Below are 20461 nucleotides of genomic sequence, written 5' to 3'. Positions count from 1 at the left end.
ATTTTACTGCTCGAACGCAGCCTTGAGCCGGTTGAGCTGCGGCACCAGCGGGTTGCCGATCGATGAGCGATCCGGCGCCGGCGCATGGATCGTGGTGTCGAGGCGGCGGACGCGCGCCTGCAGATCCATCGAGCGGGCGATCAGCTGCTGCAATTGCTCCGGCAGCTTGGTCACCATGTCGGCCGGGCCGGGATCGGCGGCCGACAGCTTCACCTTGGTCTTCTCGCGATTGGCCTGGGTCAGCGTCATCTCGCCTTCCTTGACCGCGCGATGCAATAGCAGCCACGACGCGAGCTGCATCAGCCGCGTGGTCAGGCGCATGCTCTCGGTCGCATAGGTCAGGCTGACGGAGCGTTCCAGCGCCTTGGCCTCGGCACGGCCGTCGCCGTCGAGATAGGCGGCGGTCTGCTCGACCAGGTCCATGCCTTCCCGGAACAGCACGCCAAATGCCGCAGAATTGGTCAGCCGTTCACTGAACAGCACAAGCCCGGCTTCGTTCTGGGAACGATCCGCCATGGTTAACGCCCTCACACCATCGTAACGCCCGCTGGCATCTGACGCGCCAGCTTATGATGAACAAATCATTGCGCGGGCGCGCCGAAGAGTCCAGCCGCAACCGGATTTATGGTTTCCAACGGATAGGACGCACAAAAAAGAGCCGCCGTTTCCGGCGGCTTTGAAGTTGATAACAGGGAGGCGTCAAACAGAGTGGACAGGAGCCACTCGGTGTCCAAACGAGGACAATGCAGTCATAATCGAGAAAGCTTAACCGATCGTAAATGAACGGATTTCTTCAGGCTTTGTTTGCCATGTCGGCCATTGACCTAGTTTGGCACAGATGCGTGCACGCCAGCGCGTAGCTCGGGCAGCGCTTCTGCTCCTTCCCCCTGAAAGGGGGAAGGTCGGGATGGGGGTCAGCCGCAGGCGACGCTGCAAGTGGAGAGCGCAGATCCCCACCCGCTTTGCTCTGCGAGCAAAGCGACCTCCCCTTTTCAGGGGAGGTTTGGAGCTGCGTAGCCCGCATGATATCGCTGGCTATGACTTGAAGAACGCGTTCGCGGCGTCCTTCGACGCGCGCTTCTTCGTCATCGCTTCTTTCAGGCGATCGATTTCGGTCGTGAGCAGCGCAATACGCTCGGTCAATTCCTCGACCGACAGCAGCGAGAGATCCTGCCCGATCTCGTGCGTGATCTTCTTCCGCGGCCGGTCCTCGTCCTCAATCGGCATGTGTCCTCCCGGCGATGCTGATCTGGCGCCTCGGCTCCAGAGAGAAAGTGAATATCCGCGCGCAGGAGAATTTTGCAGTGACTTTCGTGTGCGCGCAACATCTGACGCTTCCGCGCCGCGCTGATCCCAGCGGCTCACTCATTCCGCTGCCGGAGCGCGGGCGCAGACACACCAGCCGCAAGGCTCGGCCCGCTGGTCGAGAAGATCACGCCCGAAAAGCCGACCATCTGACGAGGCGGTTCGGGACTTAATGGCGTTTCGCTTCGTTGGAAAAGGCGGTATGCCACAAGCCAATCCTCTTCACTGACCAGGGACGAACCATGCCAAACCTGCCCGCGCAAATGACCGTCGTAGCCATCAGCAAGCCAGGTGGCCCCGAGGTGCTGGTGCCGGAGACCCGCGCGCTGCCGGTTCCGGGTGCCGGCGAAATCCTGGTCAAGGTCGCGGCCGCCGGCGTCAACCGCCCCGACGTCGCGCAGCGCTCCGGCTCCTATCCGCCGCCGCCCGGCGCGAGCGATCTGCCCGGCCTCGAGATCGCAGGCGAAGTGGTCGCGCTCGGCGAAGGCGCAAAGCATGAGATCGGCGACAAGGTGATGTCGCTCGTCGCCGGCGGCGGCTACGCGCAATATTGCATCGCGCAGGACGCGCAGGCGATGACGGTGCCGCCCTCGCTGTCGATGCAGGAAGCCGGCGCGATTCCGGAAACGCTGATGACGGTGTGGCACAACGTGTTCGAGCGCGGCGCGCTGCAAGCCGGCGAGACGCTGCTGATCCACGGCGGCTCGTCGGGCATCGGCACGATGGCGATCCAGCTTGCCAAGGCGTTCGGCGCCAAGGTGATCGTCACCGTCGGCTCGCAGGACAAGGCGGATGCCTGCCTCAAGCTCGGCGCCGATCACGCGGTCAATTACAAGGCCGAGGATTTCGTCGAGGCGGTGAAGAAGGCGACCGGCGGCAACGGGGCCAATGTCATCCTCGACATGGTGGGCGGCGAGTATATCGACCGGAACTATGACGCCGCGGCGGTCGAGGGCCGCATCGTCCAGATCGCGTTCCTGTCGGGAACACCGAAGGCCACAGCCAATTTCGCCAAGCTGATGGTCAAGCGGCTGCACCACACCGGCTCGACCCTGCGCCCCCGTAGTAATGCGGACAAGGCGGCAATGGTCGCGGCGATCGAGGCAAAGGTGCTGCCGTTGTTGCGCGAAGGCCGCGTCAAACCGCTGATGGACAGCACATTCCCGCTGGAAAAGGCCGCCGATGCGCACCGGCGCATGGAGACCAGCGAACATATTGGCAAAATTGTGTTGGCGGTTTAACTCTCGCAGCGGAAGCAGGGGCGGAAACCCTTTGATTCCCTTCGCTTTCGTGTCATTTATCGCGCCACCTCCGGGCCGGTCGCCGGGCCCGGGCAGTTTGTCGATCGCGGAGTACTGACATTGCGTCTGATCAGGTGCCTTGCGCTGCTGGCGCTGGGCCTCATGATGTTTGCCGCTGCGCCTGACGCGTATGCGATCGACGCGGTCAGCGTGCGCAGCGATGCGCCGGCGATCGACCTCACCGCGGTTCTCGACCATCAGCGCAGCGAAACCGACCGCATCCAGGTCTCCACTGCACCGGGAACCGACGGCATCGTGCGACGCATCGAAGTTCGCGCCCGCGAAGGCGGCCAGAACTGGGTGGTGTTCGCGCTCGCCAACAACACCGACGACCAGCTCGACCGCCTGATCGTCGCGCCGCACTATCGCATCGTGTCATCAGGCCTGTTGTGGCCCGACCTTGGCCTGTCGCGCATCGCCACCATCACGCCGTCGGTCGGCGATCGTCCCGAGCGGCAGGAGAGCCCGACCGCCGACGTGTTTCGCATCACGCTCGATCCCGGCGCTGTCGTCACCTATGTCGCGGAACTGCGCACCGACAAGCTGCCACAGCTCTATCTGTGGGAACCCGACGCCTACAAGGACAAGGTCAATTCGTTCACCTTGTATCAGGGCATCGTGATCGGCATCTCGGGCCTGCTCGCGCTCGTGCTCACGATCTTGTTTGTGGTCAAGGGCAGCATCATGTTCCCGGCCGCCGCGGCGCTGGCCTGGGCGGTGCTGGTCTATATCGGCGTCGACTTCGGCTTCTGGGGCAAGGTGCTCGACATGTCGAACAACGCCGAGCGCGTCTGGCGCGCGGCGGGCGAGGCGATCCTCGCGGCGACACTGCTCGTGTTCCTGTTCGCGTACCTGAATCTCAGTCGCTGGCACGTCCGCTACTCGCATATCACGATCGGCTGGCTCGTCTTCCTCGGCTCGCTGGTTGCGCTGGCGCTGTTCGATCCGGCGGTCGCCTCCGGCATCGCACGGATGTCGCTGGTGATGATCGCCTTCGCCGGCTTCGCGCTGATCGTCTATCTGTCGACCCACGGCTTCGACCGCGCGGTGCTGTTGATCCCGACCTGGTTCCTGCTGGTGGTCTGGGTGGTCGCGGCCGGCATGACGGTCGCGGGCTCCGTCACCAACGACATCGTCGGTCCGGCGCTGCTCGGCGGTTTGGTGCTGATCGTGATGCTGATCGGCTTCACGGTCATGCAGCACGCCTTCGCCGGCGGCGGCGCCACCACCGGCGTGGTCTCCGATGTCGAGCGCCGCGCCCTGGCACTGACCGGCTCCGGCGATCTGATCTGGGACTGGGACGTGTCCGCCGACAAGGTGTTCACCAGCCCGGAGACCGAGGCCCTGCTCGGCCTGAAGCGCGGCACGCTGGAAGGCCCGGCGGCGAAATGGCTTGAGGTACTGCACCCGCTCGACCAGGACCGCTTCCGCGCCGCGCTCGACAGCGTACTCGACCAGCGCCGCGGCCGCCTGGTGCAGGATTTCCGACTGCGCACGCCCGACGGCCACTTCATGTGGTTCGCGCTGAAGGCGCGGCCCGTGGTCGGCTCCGACGGCGAGGTCTCGCGCGTGGTCGGCACCCTGACCGACGTTACCGAGTTCAAGAACTCCGAAGAGCGGATGCTGCATGACTCGGTGCACGACAATCTGACCGGGCTGCCGAACCGACGGCTGTTCATGGACCGGCTCGGCGCGGTGGCGAACCTCGCCAAGACCATGCCGAACCTGCGGCCGACCTTGATGGTGATCGACCTCGATCGCTTCAAGCAGGTCAACGATTCCGTCGGCATCGCGGTCGGCGACTCCATCCTGCTGACGCTGGCGCGACGTCTGACCCGCATCCTCAAGCCGCAGGACACGCTGGCGCGCATGGCCGGCGATCAGTTCGGCCTGATCCTGCTGTCGGAGCAGGACCCGGCACGGATCACCAACTTCGCCGAGACCATCCGCAAAACCATCCGCGCCCCGATCGCGTTCAACGACCGCGAGATCTTCCTGACCGCGTCGATCGGCCTTGCGCTGTCCGACCCGGCTGCGCCGCTGACCGACGAAATCATCAAGGACGCCGAGCTTGCGATGTATCATTCCAAGCGGATCGGCGGCGACCGCATCGACGTCTACAAGCCGGCGATGCGGGCGCGGAAGACCGACCGCCTGACCCTGGAAAGCGACCTGCGCCGCGCCATCGAGCGCCAGGAGCTCACGATCCTGTACCAGCCGATCGTGCGGCTGGAAGATCGCGCGATCGCCGGCTTCGAGGCGCTGGTGCGCTGGGACCATCCCAAGCTCGGCCGGATGTCGCCGTCGGAATTCATCAACGTTGCCGAGGAGACCGGCCTGATCGTCGATCTCGGCATGTTCGTGATGGACCAGACCGCACGCCAGCTCGCGGTGTGGCAGCGCGCGATGCGGGCGCGCGAGCCGATCTTCGCTTCGGTCAACGTGTCGTCGCGGCAATTGCTGCGCCACGATTTGATCCACGATATCCGCACCGTGCTGTCGCGCTCCTCGGTGGCGCGCGGCACGCTGAAGCTGGAGCTGACGGAATCGCTGGTCATGGAGAACCCGGAGCACGCCGCCCAGATGCTGGCGCGGATCCGCGAGCTCGGCACCGGACTGTCGCTCGACGATTTCGGCACCGGCCACTCCTCGCTGTCCTATCTGCAGCGCTTCCCGTTCGACACCATCAAGATCGACCAGTCTTTCGTCCGCACCACGAGCCGCGGCACCCGCCCGGTGATCCTGAAATCGATCATCGCGCTGGCGCACGATCTCGGCATGGAAGTGGTCGCGGAAGGCGCCGAGACGGATTCGGACGCCGTCGAGCTCTACCAGCTCGGCTGCGAATACGCGCAAGGCTTTGCCTTCGGCGAGCCGATGGACGCCGACGCCGCCACACGCCTCCTCACCGAGGAACGGCTGGAAGCCGCGAGCTAGGCTCTGGCGAAGGCACCCTGCACCCCTTCACGGATGTCATACTCCGCGAAAGCGGAGTATCCAGTACGCTGCGACTTATCCGTATTGCGTCGATGTCTCTGGAATACTGGATCGCCCGCATTCGCGGGCGATGACAAGCTAGGGCGTGGCGTCTCTCCTGCCCTTGGGCATTCGCTTGAACCTGACACTCTTGCCGTCGGCCTGGCGGGTGGCGATGTAGCCGGCCTCTAGGCAGGCTTCGCGCTGCGGCATCTTCTCCTGCGGGCTGCGCAGGGTTTCCCACCACGACGCCCGGTGTGCGGCGCGCGGCAGCGCCGCATCGATGATCGCCTCGATCTCGTCGAAGGTCAGCGCGAATTCAGGCAAATGCTGCTTCTTCAGATAATCCCGCAGCGCGTCGTAGTCGTTCACAACATCCTCAATGACAAAAAGCCAGGGTCCGGCAACCACCCGTTAACCCATTCGGCGGCCGCTGTCGCCATTTAAGGCGACAACAAGATTTCCCGTTGCATGACGGCGGCTTGGAGCGGGACATGCTATTTCAACGGGGAAACGACGCAAGGCGGCGCTGGCGGCTATCGGCAAAGCTGCTGATCGCTGCATCCGTTGCGACCGTCCTCGGCTTTTCCGCGGTCTGCGCCGGCGTGATGTTCGACATGCGCCGCGGCGAGGAGCAACTGGCCCGCCGAACCCTGGAGAATCTGGCGTCAGGCATCGAGGCCGACATCAGCCGCAACATCGAGCTCTACGACCTGTCGCTGCGCGCGGTCGCCAGCAATCTGGAAGTGCCGGAGGTCCGCGGCGTCAGCAGGGAACTGCGCCAGCTGATCCTGTTCGATCACGCCGCGACCGCAAAGCATTTCGGCGCGATCCAGGTGTTCGACACCAAGGGCAATCTGACCATCGACGCGGCGAGCCTCGATCCGCAGCCGGAGAACCGCAGCGACGAGGAGTATTTCACCATCCAGCGCGACCATCCCGACACCGGGCTGTATGTCAGCCGGCCGATGCTGCATCGCGGCGCCTACGCCATCGTGCTGAGCCGGCGCATCACCGGCGACGACGGCCGCTTTCTCGGCGTCGTGGTCGGCTCGATCCGCTTCAGTTATTTCCACGATCTGTTCGGGCGGCTGAACCTCACGCCGGGCGACACCATAACGGTGCTGCGCAACGACCGCACCATCATCATGCGGACGCCGTTCGATCTCGACGTGATCGGCAAGAACCTCGCCGAGCAGCTGGATTGGAGTTCCGAGAACCTGAAGGGGGGCGGCGCGTTCTCCGGCAAGGGCCTGGTCGACGACACGCCGCGGCTCTATGTCAGGCGCAGTAGCAGCAGCGGGCCGCTTTACGTCGTGGTCGGCAAGCCGCTCGAAGCCGTCTTCAATCTCTGGCGCACCGAGGCGATCCGGATCGGCACGATCATGGCCGTTCTGGTGCTGTTCGTGCTCAGCGCGACGCTGGTGCTGGCCCGCGAGATCGTCCGCCGCGCCGACGCCGAGGACAAGCTCGAGGAGCTCGCGACCACCGACGCGCTCACCGGCCTGAAGAACCGGCGCAAATTCGATGCCGAGATCGACCGCGAATGGCGCCGCGCCGGCCGGTACGGCCAGCCGGTCGCTCTGCTGATGATCGATGCCGATCACTTCAAGGCCTATAACGACACCTATGGCCATCAGGCCGGCGATCAGGTGCTGGTGGGAATCGCGATCTGCATTTCGGATGCGGTGCGCCGCGCCGGCGATTGCCCGGCGCGCTTCGGCGGCGAGGAATTTGCTGTACTGCTGCCCAACACGACCGCGCTCGAGGCCTTCAACCTGGCAGAGACCATCCGCGGCAAGGTCCAGCAATGGTGCGAGGGCGAGCTGATCACGACGGTGAGCATCGGCGTCGCCAGCATGCGGCCGCTCGCCGGCCAGCCATGGTCCGACCTGATCGAAGCCGCCGACAAGGCGCTCTACGCCGCCAAGGCCAACGGCCGCAACCAGTCGGTGCTCGCCACCGTGCCGAAGATCGCGCTGGTCGCGTGAGGCGGAGTGGGCCGCGGCAAGACACGGGGCCGCACACGCAGTCAGGTTCGTCGCGCAAGTCTCTCCGCATCGTCGTCCCGGCGAAGGCCGGAACCCATAACCACAGGCCTTCGTTGTTGAAGCGAGCTACGGCCCGAGCACTATGCAACAACGAGCATCGGTGGTTACGGGTCCCGGGTCGCGCTGCGCTTGCCCGGGACGACACTGAACTTGTTGCAGTGCTCGAGACCCATACATCGGCGTTCTGAACGCGCAGCGCCGCCGCTGGCGCCAACTCAGCCGCGATGCTTCTTCTTTGGCTTCTTGCCGAACTTCGGTTTCGCCGCCGATACGTCTGGCCAGTGTCCGGCCTGGCCGGGCTTGCTCCGATGCTTCTTATTCTTGCCGAACCTTGGCTCATCGCCAGATTTCGGCTTCGCGCCTTTGCCGTCCCGGTCGAACCGGAACGCAGCTCTCGGTTCCTGCCTTGGCGCGTAGTCTTCACGCGAACGGCCCGCGCCTTCGCTCGAAAACGCTCGCGCCTCGCGGTCCGGCTTGCCGCGTCGCTTGGCTGCCGCGTCGTCACGCGGCTCGTCGCGGCGCGGTGCGCTGTGGCCGCCGTCATCCTTGTCACGCCAAGGTTCGTGCCTGGGCTTGCGCGCCGGCTTGTCGGAGGGTGCCTGCCGCTGCGGAGCGTCCGCCAGCGGCTCGATGCGGATGGTGTCTTCCTTGTCCGGACGCTTGATCTTGACGGCGAAGGAATCCGCGACCCGCGCAGCGATCTCGAACTCGGTGGTCGTATCCAGGATCTTGATGGCGCCGATGTCGTGCTTGTCGATGCCGCCGCGGCGACAGATCATCGGCAACAGCCAGCGGGCTTCGGCATTCTTTCTGCGTCCGATCGAGGCGCGGAACCAGACGGTCGCCTCCTCCATGCCGTGACGTGGGGAGGCTTTGCCAGTCTTCGATCGCGGCCCGGCGGCACGATCATCGCGGCGCGAAGCGCGCTCGCCGCGGCGATCGTCGCGATCGCGGCCCCGGCCCTCGCCGGGATCGAGAATGTCTTCGGGCGCAGGCAGCCGCGCGCGATAAAACCGGGCCAGCGCCGCGGCGATCGCCTCGGGCGACCGTTCGGCAAGCAAGGCTTGCGCGAGCACCTGATCGTCGGAGGTCATCTCCTCGGAGAACACCGCGTCCTGCAGCAGGCGGTCATGGTCGAGCTTGCGGATCTCGTCCGCCTGCGGCGCAGAGCCCCAGACCACATCGATGCCGGCGAGATCCAGCAGCAGTTCGGCGCGCCGCCGCCGTGCCGGCGGCACCAGCAGGATGCTGACACCCTTGCGGCCGGCGCGGCCGGTGCGGCCCGAGCGATGCTGCATGACCTCCGGATCTTTCGGCAGATCCGCATGAATGACGAGGTCGAGGCTCGGCAGGTCGATGCCGCGCGCCGCCACGTCGGTCGCGACGCAGACCCTGGACCGTCCGTCGCGCAACGCCTGCAGCGCCTGGGTGCGCTCGTTCTGGGTCATTTCGCCCGACAGCGAGGCCACGGAGAACCCGCGCTCCAGCAGCGCCGCCTGCAAATGCCTGACGGCTTCTCGCGTGTTGCAGAACACCAGTGCGCTCGGCGCCTCATGGAAGCGCAGCACGTTGACGACCGCGTGCTCGACATCGTCGGCCGCCACCCGGATGGCGCGGTACTCGATATCGGCATGGCCGCCCTCGTCGCCCGCGACCTCGATCCGGAACGCCTGCTGCTGATACTGCTTGGCCAGCGCGACGATGCCGCGCGGAAACGTCGCCGAGAACAGCAAAGTGCGGCGCGTGTCCGGCGTGGTCTCGAGGATGAATTCCATGTCCTCGCGGAAGCCGAGATTGAGCATCTCATCGGCCTCGTCGAGAACGACGACCCGCAATCCAGAAATGTCGAGACGGCCCCGCCGCAAATGGTCGCACAACCGGCCGGGCGTGCCGACCACGATGTGGGCGCCTGCGGCAAGCTCGCGCTGCTCGCGGCGCGGGTCCATGCCACCGACGCAGGAAACCACGCGACCGTCCGCATACTCATAGAGCCAGGCGAGCTCGCGCTGAACCTGCAAGGCGAGCTCGCGGGTCGGCGCGACGATCAGCGCCAGCGGTGCGGCGGCCGGCTCGAACCGCTCGGCACCGTCGAGGAGGTCCTTTGCCATGGCCAATCCGTAGGCAACGGTCTTGCCCGAGCCGGTTTGCGCCGAAACGAGGAGATCACGGTCAACGGCGTCGTTCGCGAGCACGGCGAGCTGGACAGGGGTCGGCTGATCGTAGTTGCGCTCAGCCAAGGCGCGGGCGAGCGGCGAACTTGTGGTCGGAAAGGGCACGAGATGGGAAACCTTGATTGGTCCGGGTGCAGAACGTCGAGCAGGACGACCTGAGGCTGCGTACCCGGCAGGCGGCACAGCCGCATGACGATTTGGGCTGCTTTACGCCAAGAACAACCAAACCGCCATGCCCCCAAGGCCCCCCAAGCCGGAAAAGGTGCCGGATCAGGCCGGTTGTCCGACCGGGGCCTGGCTGCCGGCGATCCGGTCCATCAATCCGGACAGCCGCGACGGCGGCGGGCTCGCTGCGGCAATCAGGCCGCCCGCCCCGCGCAACGCGCCCGGCACGAGTTCGCAGGCCAAAAGGCGGTCGCGCTGATACGGGCCGGGCATGCGAAGCGCGCCGGTTTTCGCCGCCGAGAAGTCGAAGCGGTCATAATAGGCTGCATCGCCGACCAGGATGACGGCGCGGTGGCCGAGCCGCTGCGCCCGCTGCAAGGCCTGCCGCATCAGCACTGCGCCGATGCCGAGACACCGCGCCTCCTCCGCCACAGCGAGCGGGCCGAGCAGCAGGCAGGCGTGACCGGTGCCGGTCACGACCGGCCACAGCCGTAACGTGCCGACCAGCCGGCCGTTGCGCCGCGCGACCAGGGCAAGGCCGCGCGCCGGCTTGCGCCCTTCGCGCAGCCGCTCCGAGGTCTTTGCGAAGCGGCCAGGGCCGAACGCGGCATCGAGCAGGGCTTCGCGCGCTGTCACGTCGGAACGGCGCTCCCGGCGGATCGCGATCCGTTCGCGGTTCGGGGAACCAAGCAGCGGCGTCACGCGACCCTCGCCAGATAGATGAAGACCTCGTCGAGGTCCCGGCACTTGAAGCGCTCGGCGAGCTCGCCCGGACGTCCCATCGCGACGACGCGGCCGCGGCTCATGATGACGACGAAGTCGCAAAGCTGCTCGACCTCGGTCATGTTGTGCGAGGACAGCAGGATGGTGGCGCCGCGGCGCTTTTGATAGGCGCGCAGCCGGCTGCGCACCCACTCGGCGCGGTCAGGATCGAGCGATGCGGTCGGCTCGTCGAGCAGCAGCACGTCCGGGTCGTTGATCAGCGCCTTCGCGACGGCGACGCGAGTCTTCTGGCCGGCCGAGAGCCGCCCGGTGACGCGGTCGAGCACGTCGCCGAGCTCGAAATCCTCGATCAGTTGCTCGATCCGCGCCTTGAGATTGGCGACACCATAGAGCCGGCCGAACACGGTCAGGTTCTGCCGCACGGTGAGCCGCCCCGGCAACGCGACATAGGGGCTTTCGAAATTCATCCGGCTCAGCACCTTGTGACGCTCGGTCGCCATGTCGTGGCCGAGCACCATGGCGCGGCCGAAGCTCGGCACCACCAGGCCCATGATCATGGCGATGGTGGTGGTCTTGCCGGCGCCGTTGCCGCCGAGCAGGCCGACGGTCCAGCCCTTCGGCACGTTGAAGTTCACGTCGTCGACGGCCCAATGGGAGCGGTACTTCTTGCAGAGGTCCTCGACCGCGATGGCTGGCGCCTCATCGATACCGAGGCTCACAGGCGCATTGTCCTGCGCGGGCGTGGTGTTTGGCGACACCGGTGTCAGATGTCTGCGGGGCAAGAAGCGTTCGATGCGGCTCATGGATGTCTCCCCTTACTCGCCCATGGTGAGCAGGCCGCCCTTGTGGCGGGCGCTCTGCAACAGGGCAACGAATGTGGCGAAGCCCAAGCCGAGATAGACGGCATTGAGCGCGAGGCCTTCGATCATCAAGTCGGTGCGGAAGGTGCGGTCGAGCAGCACGGCGCGCATGCCCTCGAACACATAGGTCGGCGTCAGCGACCAGGCGACCGGATGCAGCCAGGCCGGCAGCGCCTCGACCGGGTAGTAGACGCAACACAGCGGCAGCAGCACGATCATGATCGAGTAGGCGAGGCTTTCGGCGCCGAGGCCCTGGCGGATCACGAGGCCGGCGACGACGAGCCCGATCGCCCAGCTGGTCAGAACGAGGTTGAAGAAGAACGCGATCAACCCCGGTCCCATCGCATAGACGTTGAAGCCGAACAGCAGCAGCGTCAGCAATGTCACCGGCAACGTGCCGATCACCAGCCGGATCAGGCTCATCAGCATCAGCGAGGCCGCAAGCTCGAAAGGCTGCAACGGGCTCATCATCAGGTTGGCGAGATTGCGCGACCAGATCTCCTCCAGGAAGGTGAAGGTGAAGCCGAGCTGGCCGCGAAACAGCACGTCCCAGAGCAGGACGGCGCCGAGCAGCAGGCCGGCGGTCGAGGCCATCGCCGACTTGCTCTGATAGAGGTAGGTGTAGAGGAAACCCCACACCAGCATCTGCATCGCCGGCCAGTAGACGATCTCGAGCAGCCGGAGCCATGACGAGCGCAGAATGTAGTAATAGCGCGCCGTCATGGCGGCGATGCGGTTCAGTGACTGTGTCATGGCATCCACCCGCGCGGCTGGCATTAGTCGATCTCGCGGCGGATCGGGCGGCGCTTGCCGACCTTGGGTGGAAACGCCAGCAGCGCGTTGGCCTGCACCCGGACCGGATGCTCGAGGCAGGCCGCGAGCAGATCCTCGAGATGCGCGACCGAGCCGTGCAGACGTGACATCGGCGTATCCTGGCCGAGCACGACGCGCGCCTCGACGAAGTCGACGCCGCGTTGCACGATCTCGAACTGCGCCAGATGCAGATTGCAGTCGAACATCCAGCGATAGGTCGCATCCAGGATGCTGCCGGCCGGGACCTTGCGGCCGTCGCGGTTGACGAAGGCGTCGTTGAGCCGGCCGTCGATGCTGGCGATCTGCGACCAGTTGATATCAGACGGCGCGGGATTGGCGGGCCGGGTGATGTAGTCGCCCTGCACGTAGCGGATGAACGGCATCGCCTCGTTGAGCAAATTGGTGATCACGGCGATGCCGGAGTGGCCGGCAGCCTGCGGCTCCATCGTGACGGGGTCGAGCACGTCGAGATGCACGGTGTCCTCGCAGACGTGATACTGGCCGTTGGGCATCTCGAGCGCGATCCGCGTCGCCTCCTCGGAGGAATATTCGTCGAGCACGGGCACGCCGAGCTGACGCGACCATTCCTGACGGGCAGTACGCGAGGAGTATTCCGAATGCGTCACCGCGAGATTGAGCGAAGAGCGGAACTCGTCGACATGCGGCATCAGCGCATCGAGGCTCGACGGATAGAGCGAGAGGATCTTCGGCCCGAGATAGCGCAGATGCTGGGCGACGCGCGCCGGCGGGATCAGGTTCGAGATGAAGGCAGTCGGATAGTCGCCGCCGATCGAATCGAACCACCATGGCACGGTATAGACATGGGCGAGCAGATCGTCAGTGCGATAATTGCCGCCGCTCTGCATCGCGAACTGGCGGACGCCCTGGATGGTGTCGGTGATCACCGCATCGTAATCGACGCGGATCAGCAGGGTCTGCCCGGACGAGCCCGATGAGCGGGTCGGAAACAGATTCTCCGGTTTGTACTTCTTGTTGACGCACTGGTCCGGAAAGGCCGCGACCAGTTCGGGCTTGGTGATAACGGGGATCTTCTGGATGTCGTCATAGTCGCGCAGATGCTCCGGCTTGAAGCCGGCCGCATCATACTTGGCGCAGTAGACCGGAATGTCGCGATAGGCGAGCTCGACCAGCTCCTTGATCCGGGCGAACTGCCGCGCGCGGATTTCGGATACCGGCAGATAGGGATGCCGCATGCATTCGCCGAGATAGTTCGCGGTGGCCGCGACCAGCTCGGGTGCTGCCTCGTTCGAGGGCTGGAAGTCCGGACGGGTGTGCTCGGTCTCCCAGAACTGGCGCTGCGGCGCGCCGGCCGCATCGGCGGGGACGAGGGACGCGGCAGCTTGATCATGCTCCGGCACCAGAGCAAGGCCGTCATCGGAAACACTGATCGCAAGGGAGGACGTCATCTTCAGCTCCATGATTGACGGGAGACCGCCCGTTCATGGCGCTATCAATGGCTCGCTGCGCGCGCGGCCGCCGTGACGCGTGTCACACGCGGTCGCACCCCGCGATCACCGCAGCTGCACAGGGCGGGTTACGCTAACGCTAACCCGCCCTACAGGACCGATTTGCTTCAGGCGGCTATTTCCCCCAGGTCGCCTTCCTGATCCGCCCCTTGCCGCCGCATTTCTTGCAGGGCTCGGGATAAATCCTCCGTCCCGGCTCGCCCGGCTGCTTCACCGCTGGAAAGCCGGTCCCGTTACACGCGTCACACTTCTCTTCATCGGAAACAAGGTGCTTCACCATCAACCGCCTTGGATTGAATAATCCGGAAGCCCGGGGGCGCGGACTTCTGCCACCCGTTGGTTACGAACGGCAGCGGGTTATGGTTTCAAGCGCATGGCAGCTCTGCGCAGCGACGCGGCAGAGAGAGATCGGGGGAACGACAACGGCACGATCGCCGTTGCCAGCCTCCACTTGACGCGACCTCACTTCGCCTTGAGCGCCTTGTCGTGGCTCTCGAGCGCGGATGCCATCAGCTTCGGCAATTGCGCGGCATAGATCTCGATGAAGGTGGCATCGCCACAGGCCTCCGGATCGCGCGCGGCCTGCTCGGCGACCCGCGCGGCCTTGGCCTCGCATTTCGCGAACACGTGCCAGAACCAATCCGGGCTCTTGCCGAGCGCCGGCTTGTACTTCTTGATGACGGCGGCGCCGACCGCACTCATCGCGTTGACGACGCCGGCGCCCAGCGTGCTGATGGCCCGCGCGTTCAGGATATCCTCGCGCGATTGCGCGGTGGCGTTGCTCGCAGTCGCTCGTCCGATCGTTCGTGCCTTGGCCGGCATGCTCAAGCTCCTTGTCGATCCCTGGTCCGTCCTGTGCGGCGGGCAAAGCATCAGCCTGGGAAGTTGAGGAAGGCTCAAGGGGCATGGTTGAAAACCGCTATGGATTTCATTCCGGTTTTAGGCGCTTCCGAGCGATCCGGCCTGGAGAGGTTTTTGGGTTCCCGTCAGGCGCGCGATCCGTCAGGAGCCGTTACCCTTTCGGCCTGACGCGGCCGGCGCTGAAAGCATTCATCGAATTCCTCCGCATGTCATCGACCGGGTCTCCGGCCTGCCGAGGAGGGTCTGACACCAGGCGGCTCGGCATTGTTCCGCCAGACCGAAAGGACCATCCGGATTTGGCCAACTTATCCCCGGCGGCTCATCAAACTAACTCCCCGGATGAACGCGCGTCCGCGCGATGCGCAAATCAGGCCTCGAAAGGAGTCCCATGAGAGCATTACCAGCATTGTTGATTGGCGCACTCCTCGCTGGAGGCGCCGTCGCCGTGAACGCAACGGCGGTTGCCCCCGTCGACCCGGTCTGGAGCACCGAGCGGATCGAACGACTCCCTGCCGAGATTCAACATGCGGTCCTCGCAAAATGCAGCGCAGGCCCCGAAGCCGGTCACTATTTCGCGACCTTCGACAATAATGCCACCGTCATCCACCTCGACTATTCAGCCCTGCAATGCGGCGACCAGCCAAGGCTCTGCACCGCGTCCGGATGCCTTCACCAGACCTTCGCGAAGGTGCGCGGCAGATACGTCCTGACCCGGTCAGACCACGAGTGACCCATCGAGGCCCGTTGAGTGCCGCAGACTCGACTTGTAGGCTGCCGGCCCTGCGCCGCCAACGCGGGCGGGTTGCATCGCGAAGACCTCTTAGGGGGACGAGATGAGCTTTCGGGTTCTGGCCGGGATCGCCGTTGCCGTCGCGGCGACATGCACGGCGATTCCGCTGCTGCTCGCGCGAGACGGCGCGGGCCCGCTGTCACCGGCAACGCTGGCCGAGATCGCCCGCGTGGAGGCGGAGATCGACCGGATCGAAGGCGATACGTTGACTCGTCTGACAGCCGTTCCCGACAACCAGGTGCAGCAGATCGAGCTGCTCGGCAAGTTGCTGCTCTTCGACAAGCAGCTGTCGGTGAATCGCAACGAAGCCTGGCCTTCTGCCATACGCCGGAGACCGGATTCACTGACCGATCTCGGAGATCAACCGGACCACGGGCTCTTATCCCGGCTCGGTCCGCACCCGCTTCAGCGAACGCAAGCCACAGACCCACACCTACGCCCGCTGGCGCCGGTCCTGCACTACAACGAAGGCCAGGGTGATCTGGTCGGCGGCAATTTCTGGGACATGCGCGCGACCGGACGGCGCCTCGGCAATCCCGCCGCCGAGCAGGCCGAAGGACCGCCGACCAATCCGGTCGAGCTGGGCCTGCCCGATATCGCCTGCGCGGTGTATCGCGTCTCGCAGCGCCCCTATCGCAGCTTGTTCGAGGCCGTTTGGGGCGCACAGGCGTTCGCCATCGACTGGCCTGCCGACGTTGAGACTGTCTGCAGCACGCCGGGACCTCCAACCGCCGTCGATCCGCTCCCGGTGCATCTCGGCAATGTGGATCGCGGCCGCGCTGCGACCACCTTCGATCAGATGGCGCAGTCGATCGCGGGCTACGAGGCCTCGCACGAGGTCACGGCGTTTTCCTCGAAATACGATGCCGTACAGGCTGGAAAAGCCACCTTCACTTCGCTGGAGCAGCAGGGATACGAGGTCTTTCGCGGCAAGGGCCGGTGCAACGAATGTCATCGCGACGGCGGACCCGGAGAAGATCCGCTGTTTACCGACTTCACCGCCAGCAATATCGGGACGCCGGCGAACCCGGAGCTGCCATATTACGCGGAAAACACGCCTGATGATCGCGGCTATGTCGCGAGCAAGGATGGCGCTGCGTTCGTCGATGGCGGGGTCGGCGCCTTCCTGGCGAACGGTCATCCGCTCAGTCAGCCCTCCGCAGTCGACGCGCGCTGGAAGCCGCTGGCGCCGCAGACCCGCGGCCGATTCCAGGTACCCACGCTGCGCAATGTCGACAAGCGGCCGTCGCCCGATTTCGTCAAGGCCTACGGCCATAACGGCTACTTCAAGAGACTGAAAGAGATCGTCCGCTTCTACAACACGCGCGACGTGCTGCCGCGTTGCGCCGTGCATGATCCACGCGAAGGCACCGGCTGCTGGCCTGCGCCGGAGTCCCCCGACAACATGAACACCAGCAAGACCGGCCATCTCGGCCTCACCGACCAGGAGGAAAATGCGCTGGTCGCGTTCATGCAAGCGCTGACGGACGGGTACACGCCGCCGAAGAACTAGCTCGCTTGCCACTACGCTCCCGTGACGCGCCAGATCACGTTGCCGACATCGTCGGCCACCAGCAGCGAGCCGTCGGGTCCGAGCGCGACACCGACCGGGCGGCCGTACGACACCTTCTCGTCGGGCGCGAGGAAGCCGGACAGGATGTCGCGCGCCGGTCCCGAGGGTCGGCCGTTCGCGAACGGCACGAACACCACCTTGTAGCCCGACAACGTCGAGCGATTCCACGAACCGTGCTGGCCGATCGCCATGCCGTCGGGGAAACCCGGCAGCGTGCCGGCGGGCATCCAGCACAGGCCGAGCGAGGCGGTGTGGCCGCCGAGCGCGTAATCCGGCTGGATCGCCTTGGCGACCATCGCCGGATCCTGCGGCACGCGATCGTCCACCGTCTTGCCCCAGTAGCAATAGGGCCAGCCATAGAAGCCGCCGTCGCGTACCGAGGTCAGATAGTCCGGCGGCGTCTCGTCGCCGATGCCGTCGCGCTCATTGACGACGGTCCACAGCACATTGGTGGTCGGCTCCCATGCGAGCCCGACCGGGTTGCGCAGGCCGCCGGCGAAGATGCGGCTGGTGCCGGCGACGAGATCGAGCTCATAGATCGCGGCACGGCCTTCCTCGACCTTCATGCCGTTCTCGGCGATGTTGCTGAGCGAGCCGACGCCGGCATAAAGTTTCTTGCCGTCGGCGCTCGGCAGCAGGCTGCGCGTCCAGTGTCCGTCGGGCTTGAAGGTGACGAGCTTGCGCCCTTCCGCCGTGATGCGGTCTGCGCCCGCGGTGTAGGGAAACGCGACCACGCCGTCGGTGTTGCCGACATAGAAGGTGTCGCCGATCAGCGCCATGCCGAACGGCTGGCGCAATCCTTCCATGAAGGCACCGCGGCTTTCGGCAACGCCGTCGCCATCGCGGTCGCGCAGCAGCGTGATGCGGTTGGCGCTGACGCCGAGGGCTGCGGCGCGGCGCATCGTCGCCTGCATCGCATAGTGGAAGACGCTGCGCGGCGTGCCGGCGATTTGCGTCGCCTCCGCGATCAGGACATCGCCATTCGGCAGCACGTTGATCCAGCGCGGATGATCGAGCCCGGTTGCAAAGGCGTTAACCTTGAGCCCTGGCGCAGCGGTCGGAAGCTGGCCCTTGTCCCACCCCCGTGCGGTCGGCATCTTCAGCGTCGGGATTGCGCCCTGTGACTTCGCCGCCGGGATTTGCGGCGCACTGCCCCACGCCGGCACGGGCTCGGCGCCCTGCATCCGCCGCCATGCCACGGCACAGGCCCCGATCGCCGCGACGACGCGGGCGAAAACTCCAGACGTGCTCATGAACTTCCCCTGTAATTGCGCCGTGTTGCCACGCATTTCCGCCTGCGGCCCGCACGAGCATTCGCATAATGCCGGCCCGGATGACAGTAATTATACGATCTTCGCAGCCGCCCTCGAATCGGCGAGACTGACTGTACGCTCCCTTGTCAGAGCGTTTTCCTCCCTGAGACCTTGCCCGCCCGGTCGGCGGGCTCCCTTTTGCGAACCGCCCGGCTCGGGCGCAGCCTGCTTGGACCGTTATAGCTAGAAAAGCATAGCGATCCAGCGAGTGCATGCGACCGGGCAGAGCCGGCGCGCCAATCCCACAGCGCAAGGCTCAATCCTGATCCCACCTCCGTGCAAATTCACCTTCGTCCGCTGCATGGCGGATCAGGAACGCCGGTCCGCGGCGGTCGTTGGTCGCGACACCAGCAAGGAGTGTATGAATGCAACGGAACACCAAGATCCTGGCTCTGGCCGCGGCGTCGCTGATCGCAACGACGGCCGGTGCGTTCGCGCAGGGCTACTATCCTTAAGGGAACCCCGGCCCACGATACTACGGCGGCCCGCGCTACGAGACCTATCAGCCGCAGGTCATGTACAATGAACCCGGTTGGTATGGCGCGATGAACGGCAGCAACCATCCGGCGCCCAGCTCGACACAGGGCGACGTTGGTCCGGAAGGGAACAACAACGGCACGCTGACCGGCGTCTCCCAGCAGTGGTAGCCCACGCAAATTTGAAGGCCCGTCGCTCGGATTGAGCGACGGGCATTTTGCTATTTCGGCGAACCGACATCTGTGAACGACTCTCCAGAAACTTGGAGGACGATCACTTCACCATCGCGCCGTAGACGATGTCCTGCACGTTCTCGCGATAATATTTGCGCAGCTCGCCGGGCGCTGCGGTTCCGACCACCACGACGAGGCGCTCCTTCGGATCGCAGAAGAACTGCGTGCCGTAGGCGCCGTTCCAGGTGAACTCGCCGGGATTGCCCGGCACCGACGACAGCCCCTCGCTCGTCCGCACCGCGACCGCCAGCCCGAAGCCGAAGCCGCCGCGATGCGGCTCGACCGCGGCGACGTTATTCTTGATCTCGGGCCCGAGATGGTTCGACGTCATCAGGCGCACCGTATTTGGGCTAAGGACGCGCTTGCCGTCGAGCTCGCCGCCATTGAGCAGCATCTGTCCGAACCGGACATAGTCGCCGACGGTCGCGAACGAGCAGGCGCCGCCGCAGTCGAATTTGGTCGGCGCGTCGAGCAGCTTGATGGCTTGCGGCTTGCCGGTGAGCGGATCGTTGGGGAACGGACGCGCCAGACGGGCGCGCTGTGCGTCGGTCGGGTGGAACGTCGCTTCCTTCATGCCGAGCGGCTTCCAGACATTGGCCGAAAGATAGTCACCGAGCCGCTGGCCGGAAACCTTCTCGACGACGGCGCCGAGCACGTCGATCGAGAAGCCGTACTCGAACTCGGTGCCGGGCTGATGCACCAGGGGCAGCTTGGTGATGCGGTCGATGAAGGCCGCCGTGTTGCCTTCGACCGCCGGCGCCGTGCCGTCGGGATAGAGCCGCGCCAGCGCGCTCGAGCTGTCGGGCCGGCCGCCATACATCAGGCCCGAGGTGTGGCGATACAGATCATGGATGAAGATCGGCCGGGCCTGCGGCTCCATCGTCAGCGACCCGTCGGCCTGCTGTACGCCCACCTTCATGTCGGCAAACGCCGGATAGAACTCGGCGACCTTCGCCTGCAGCGGCAACCGGCCCTGCTCCATCAGCGTCAACCCCGCGACCGCCGCCATCGGCTTGGTCATCGAGGCCAGCGCGAACACCGCATCGATCGGCATCGGCGTGCCCTTGACCGGATCGAGCTGGCCGTAGGCTTTGTAGTGCACGAGCTTGCCGTCGCGTGCGATCGCCACCACGGCGCCGGGCACGCGCTTGGCCGCGATCTCGCGCGCGAAGAAGTCGTCGAGCCGCGCCAGCCCCTGATCCGAGAAACCGGCCTGATGCGCCGAAGCTTCCGCCAGCGGCGGCGCGGCGTGGGCGATGTTGACGGCAAGACATGTGGCGGCGGCAGCCGCGGCAATGGCGATCTTTCTCATTGTTTCCTCACCGGGGACTGCGGGCGATTGTGATGAATTTCGCTGCCCGC

General features: G+C 65.5%; 17 protein-coding genes. 6 read left to right on the top strand and 11 right to left on the bottom strand.

Features of this window, described 5'->3' with window-relative positions; genetic code table 11:
• Positions 1-3: 3 nt before the first annotated feature.
• A complete protein-coding gene (rcdA, locus tag ACVW1C_RS23805) occupies positions 4-516 on the bottom strand; it encodes a protease adaptor protein RcdA (protein ID WP_021081334.1) in 513 nt (170 codons plus the stop codon).
• Positions 517-1035: 519 nt separating this feature from the next.
• Entirely contained in the window at positions 1036-1227 is a 192-nt protein-coding gene (locus ACVW1C_RS23800) for a DUF1192 domain-containing protein (protein ID WP_456760488.1), read from the bottom strand.
• Positions 1228-1547: 320 nt separating this feature from the next.
• Here ACVW1C_RS23800 and ACVW1C_RS23795 point away from each other — a divergent pair, with 320 nt between their 5' ends.
• Positions 1548-2546 (top strand): NAD(P)H-quinone oxidoreductase, encoded by a 999-nt coding sequence (locus tag ACVW1C_RS23795; protein ID WP_456760487.1) that lies wholly within the window; start codon positions 1548-1550, stop codon positions 2544-2546.
• Between the two features lie 120 nt (positions 2547-2666).
• The gene (locus ACVW1C_RS23790) at positions 2667-5543 is read left to right on the top strand and encodes an EAL domain-containing protein (RefSeq protein ID WP_171947977.1); all 2877 of its coding nucleotides are present in this window, start codon (positions 2667-2669) and stop codon (positions 5541-5543) included.
• A 138-nt stretch (positions 5544-5681) separates the two neighbouring features.
• Here ACVW1C_RS23790 and ACVW1C_RS23785 read toward each other — a convergent pair whose 3' ends face one another.
• The gene (locus tag ACVW1C_RS23785) at positions 5682-5954 is read right to left on the bottom strand and encodes a DUF7662 domain-containing protein (protein ID WP_456760486.1); all 273 of its coding nucleotides are present in this window, start codon (positions 5952-5954) and stop codon (positions 5682-5684) included.
• A 122-nt stretch (positions 5955-6076) separates the two neighbouring features.
• On the opposite strand from ACVW1C_RS23785, the gene ACVW1C_RS23780 reads away from it, so the two are divergent.
• Positions 6077-7573, top strand: coding sequence for a sensor domain-containing diguanylate cyclase (locus ACVW1C_RS23780; RefSeq protein WP_456760485.1), 1497 nt, complete (start codon positions 6077-6079; stop codon positions 7571-7573).
• Between the two features lie 275 nt (positions 7574-7848).
• Here ACVW1C_RS23780 and ACVW1C_RS23775 read toward each other — a convergent pair whose 3' ends face one another.
• From ACVW1C_RS23775 to ACVW1C_RS23750, 6 genes are all read right to left on the bottom strand, one after another.
• Entirely contained in the window at positions 7849-9909 is a 2061-nt protein-coding gene (locus ACVW1C_RS23775; RefSeq protein WP_456760484.1) for a DEAD/DEAH box helicase, read from the bottom strand.
• A gap of 165 nt (positions 9910-10074) precedes the next feature.
• Positions 10075-10671 carry a GNAT family N-acetyltransferase gene (locus tag ACVW1C_RS23770; protein WP_456760483.1) on the bottom strand — a complete coding sequence of 199 codons (597 nt, stop codon included), beginning with the start codon at positions 10669-10671 and terminating at the stop codon, positions 10075-10077.
• A complete protein-coding gene (locus ACVW1C_RS23765; RefSeq protein ID WP_456760482.1) occupies positions 10668-11495 on the bottom strand; it encodes an ABC transporter ATP-binding protein in 828 nt (275 codons plus the stop codon). The genes ACVW1C_RS23770 and ACVW1C_RS23765 overlap by 4 nt, the downstream gene beginning before the upstream one ends.
• Positions 11496-11507: 12 nt before the next feature.
• Positions 11508-12305, bottom strand: coding sequence for an ABC transporter permease (locus tag ACVW1C_RS23760; RefSeq protein WP_456760481.1), 798 nt, complete (start codon positions 12303-12305; stop codon positions 11508-11510).
• 23 nt (positions 12306-12328) lie between these two features.
• Positions 12329-13792 (bottom strand): phenylacetate--CoA ligase family protein, encoded by a 1464-nt coding sequence (locus ACVW1C_RS23755; RefSeq protein WP_456760480.1) that lies wholly within the window; start codon positions 13790-13792, stop codon positions 12329-12331.
• A 522-nt stretch (positions 13793-14314) separates the two neighbouring features.
• Entirely contained in the window at positions 14315-14674 is a 360-nt protein-coding gene (locus ACVW1C_RS23750) for a hypothetical protein (RefSeq protein ID WP_456760479.1), read from the bottom strand.
• Between the two features lie 484 nt (positions 14675-15158).
• On the opposite strand from ACVW1C_RS23750, the gene ACVW1C_RS23745 reads away from it, so the two are divergent.
• Entirely contained in the window at positions 15159-15443 is a 285-nt protein-coding gene (locus tag ACVW1C_RS23745; protein ID WP_456760478.1) for a hypothetical protein, read from the top strand.
• Between the two features lie 103 nt (positions 15444-15546).
• Positions 15547-17016, top strand: a complete 1470-nt coding sequence (locus ACVW1C_RS23740; RefSeq protein WP_456760477.1) for a cytochrome-c peroxidase — start codon at positions 15547-15549, stop codon at positions 17014-17016.
• An 11-nt stretch (positions 17017-17027) separates the two neighbouring features.
• Here ACVW1C_RS23740 and ACVW1C_RS23735 read toward each other — a convergent pair whose 3' ends face one another.
• Positions 17028-18329 carry a PQQ-dependent sugar dehydrogenase gene (locus ACVW1C_RS23735; RefSeq protein WP_456760476.1) on the bottom strand — a complete coding sequence of 434 codons (1302 nt, stop codon included), beginning with the start codon at positions 18327-18329 and terminating at the stop codon, positions 17028-17030.
• A gap of 575 nt (positions 18330-18904) precedes the next feature.
• On the opposite strand from ACVW1C_RS23735, the gene ACVW1C_RS23730 reads away from it, so the two are divergent.
• Complete coding sequence (locus tag ACVW1C_RS23730) at positions 18905-19036, top strand: hypothetical protein (protein WP_456763299.1); 132 nt, start codon at positions 18905-18907, stop codon at positions 19034-19036.
• 103 nt (positions 19037-19139) lie between these two features.
• Here ACVW1C_RS23730 and ACVW1C_RS23725 read toward each other — a convergent pair whose 3' ends face one another.
• On the bottom strand, positions 19140-20411 hold the full coding sequence (locus tag ACVW1C_RS23725) for a serine hydrolase domain-containing protein (protein ID WP_456760475.1): 1272 nt from the start codon (positions 20409-20411) through the stop codon (positions 19140-19142).
• Between the last annotated feature and the right edge of the window lie 50 nt (positions 20412-20461).

This window comes from Bradyrhizobium sp. USDA 4011 (genome assembly GCF_054063415.1).
This window is presented reverse-complemented; position numbering and strand designations above follow the sequence as displayed.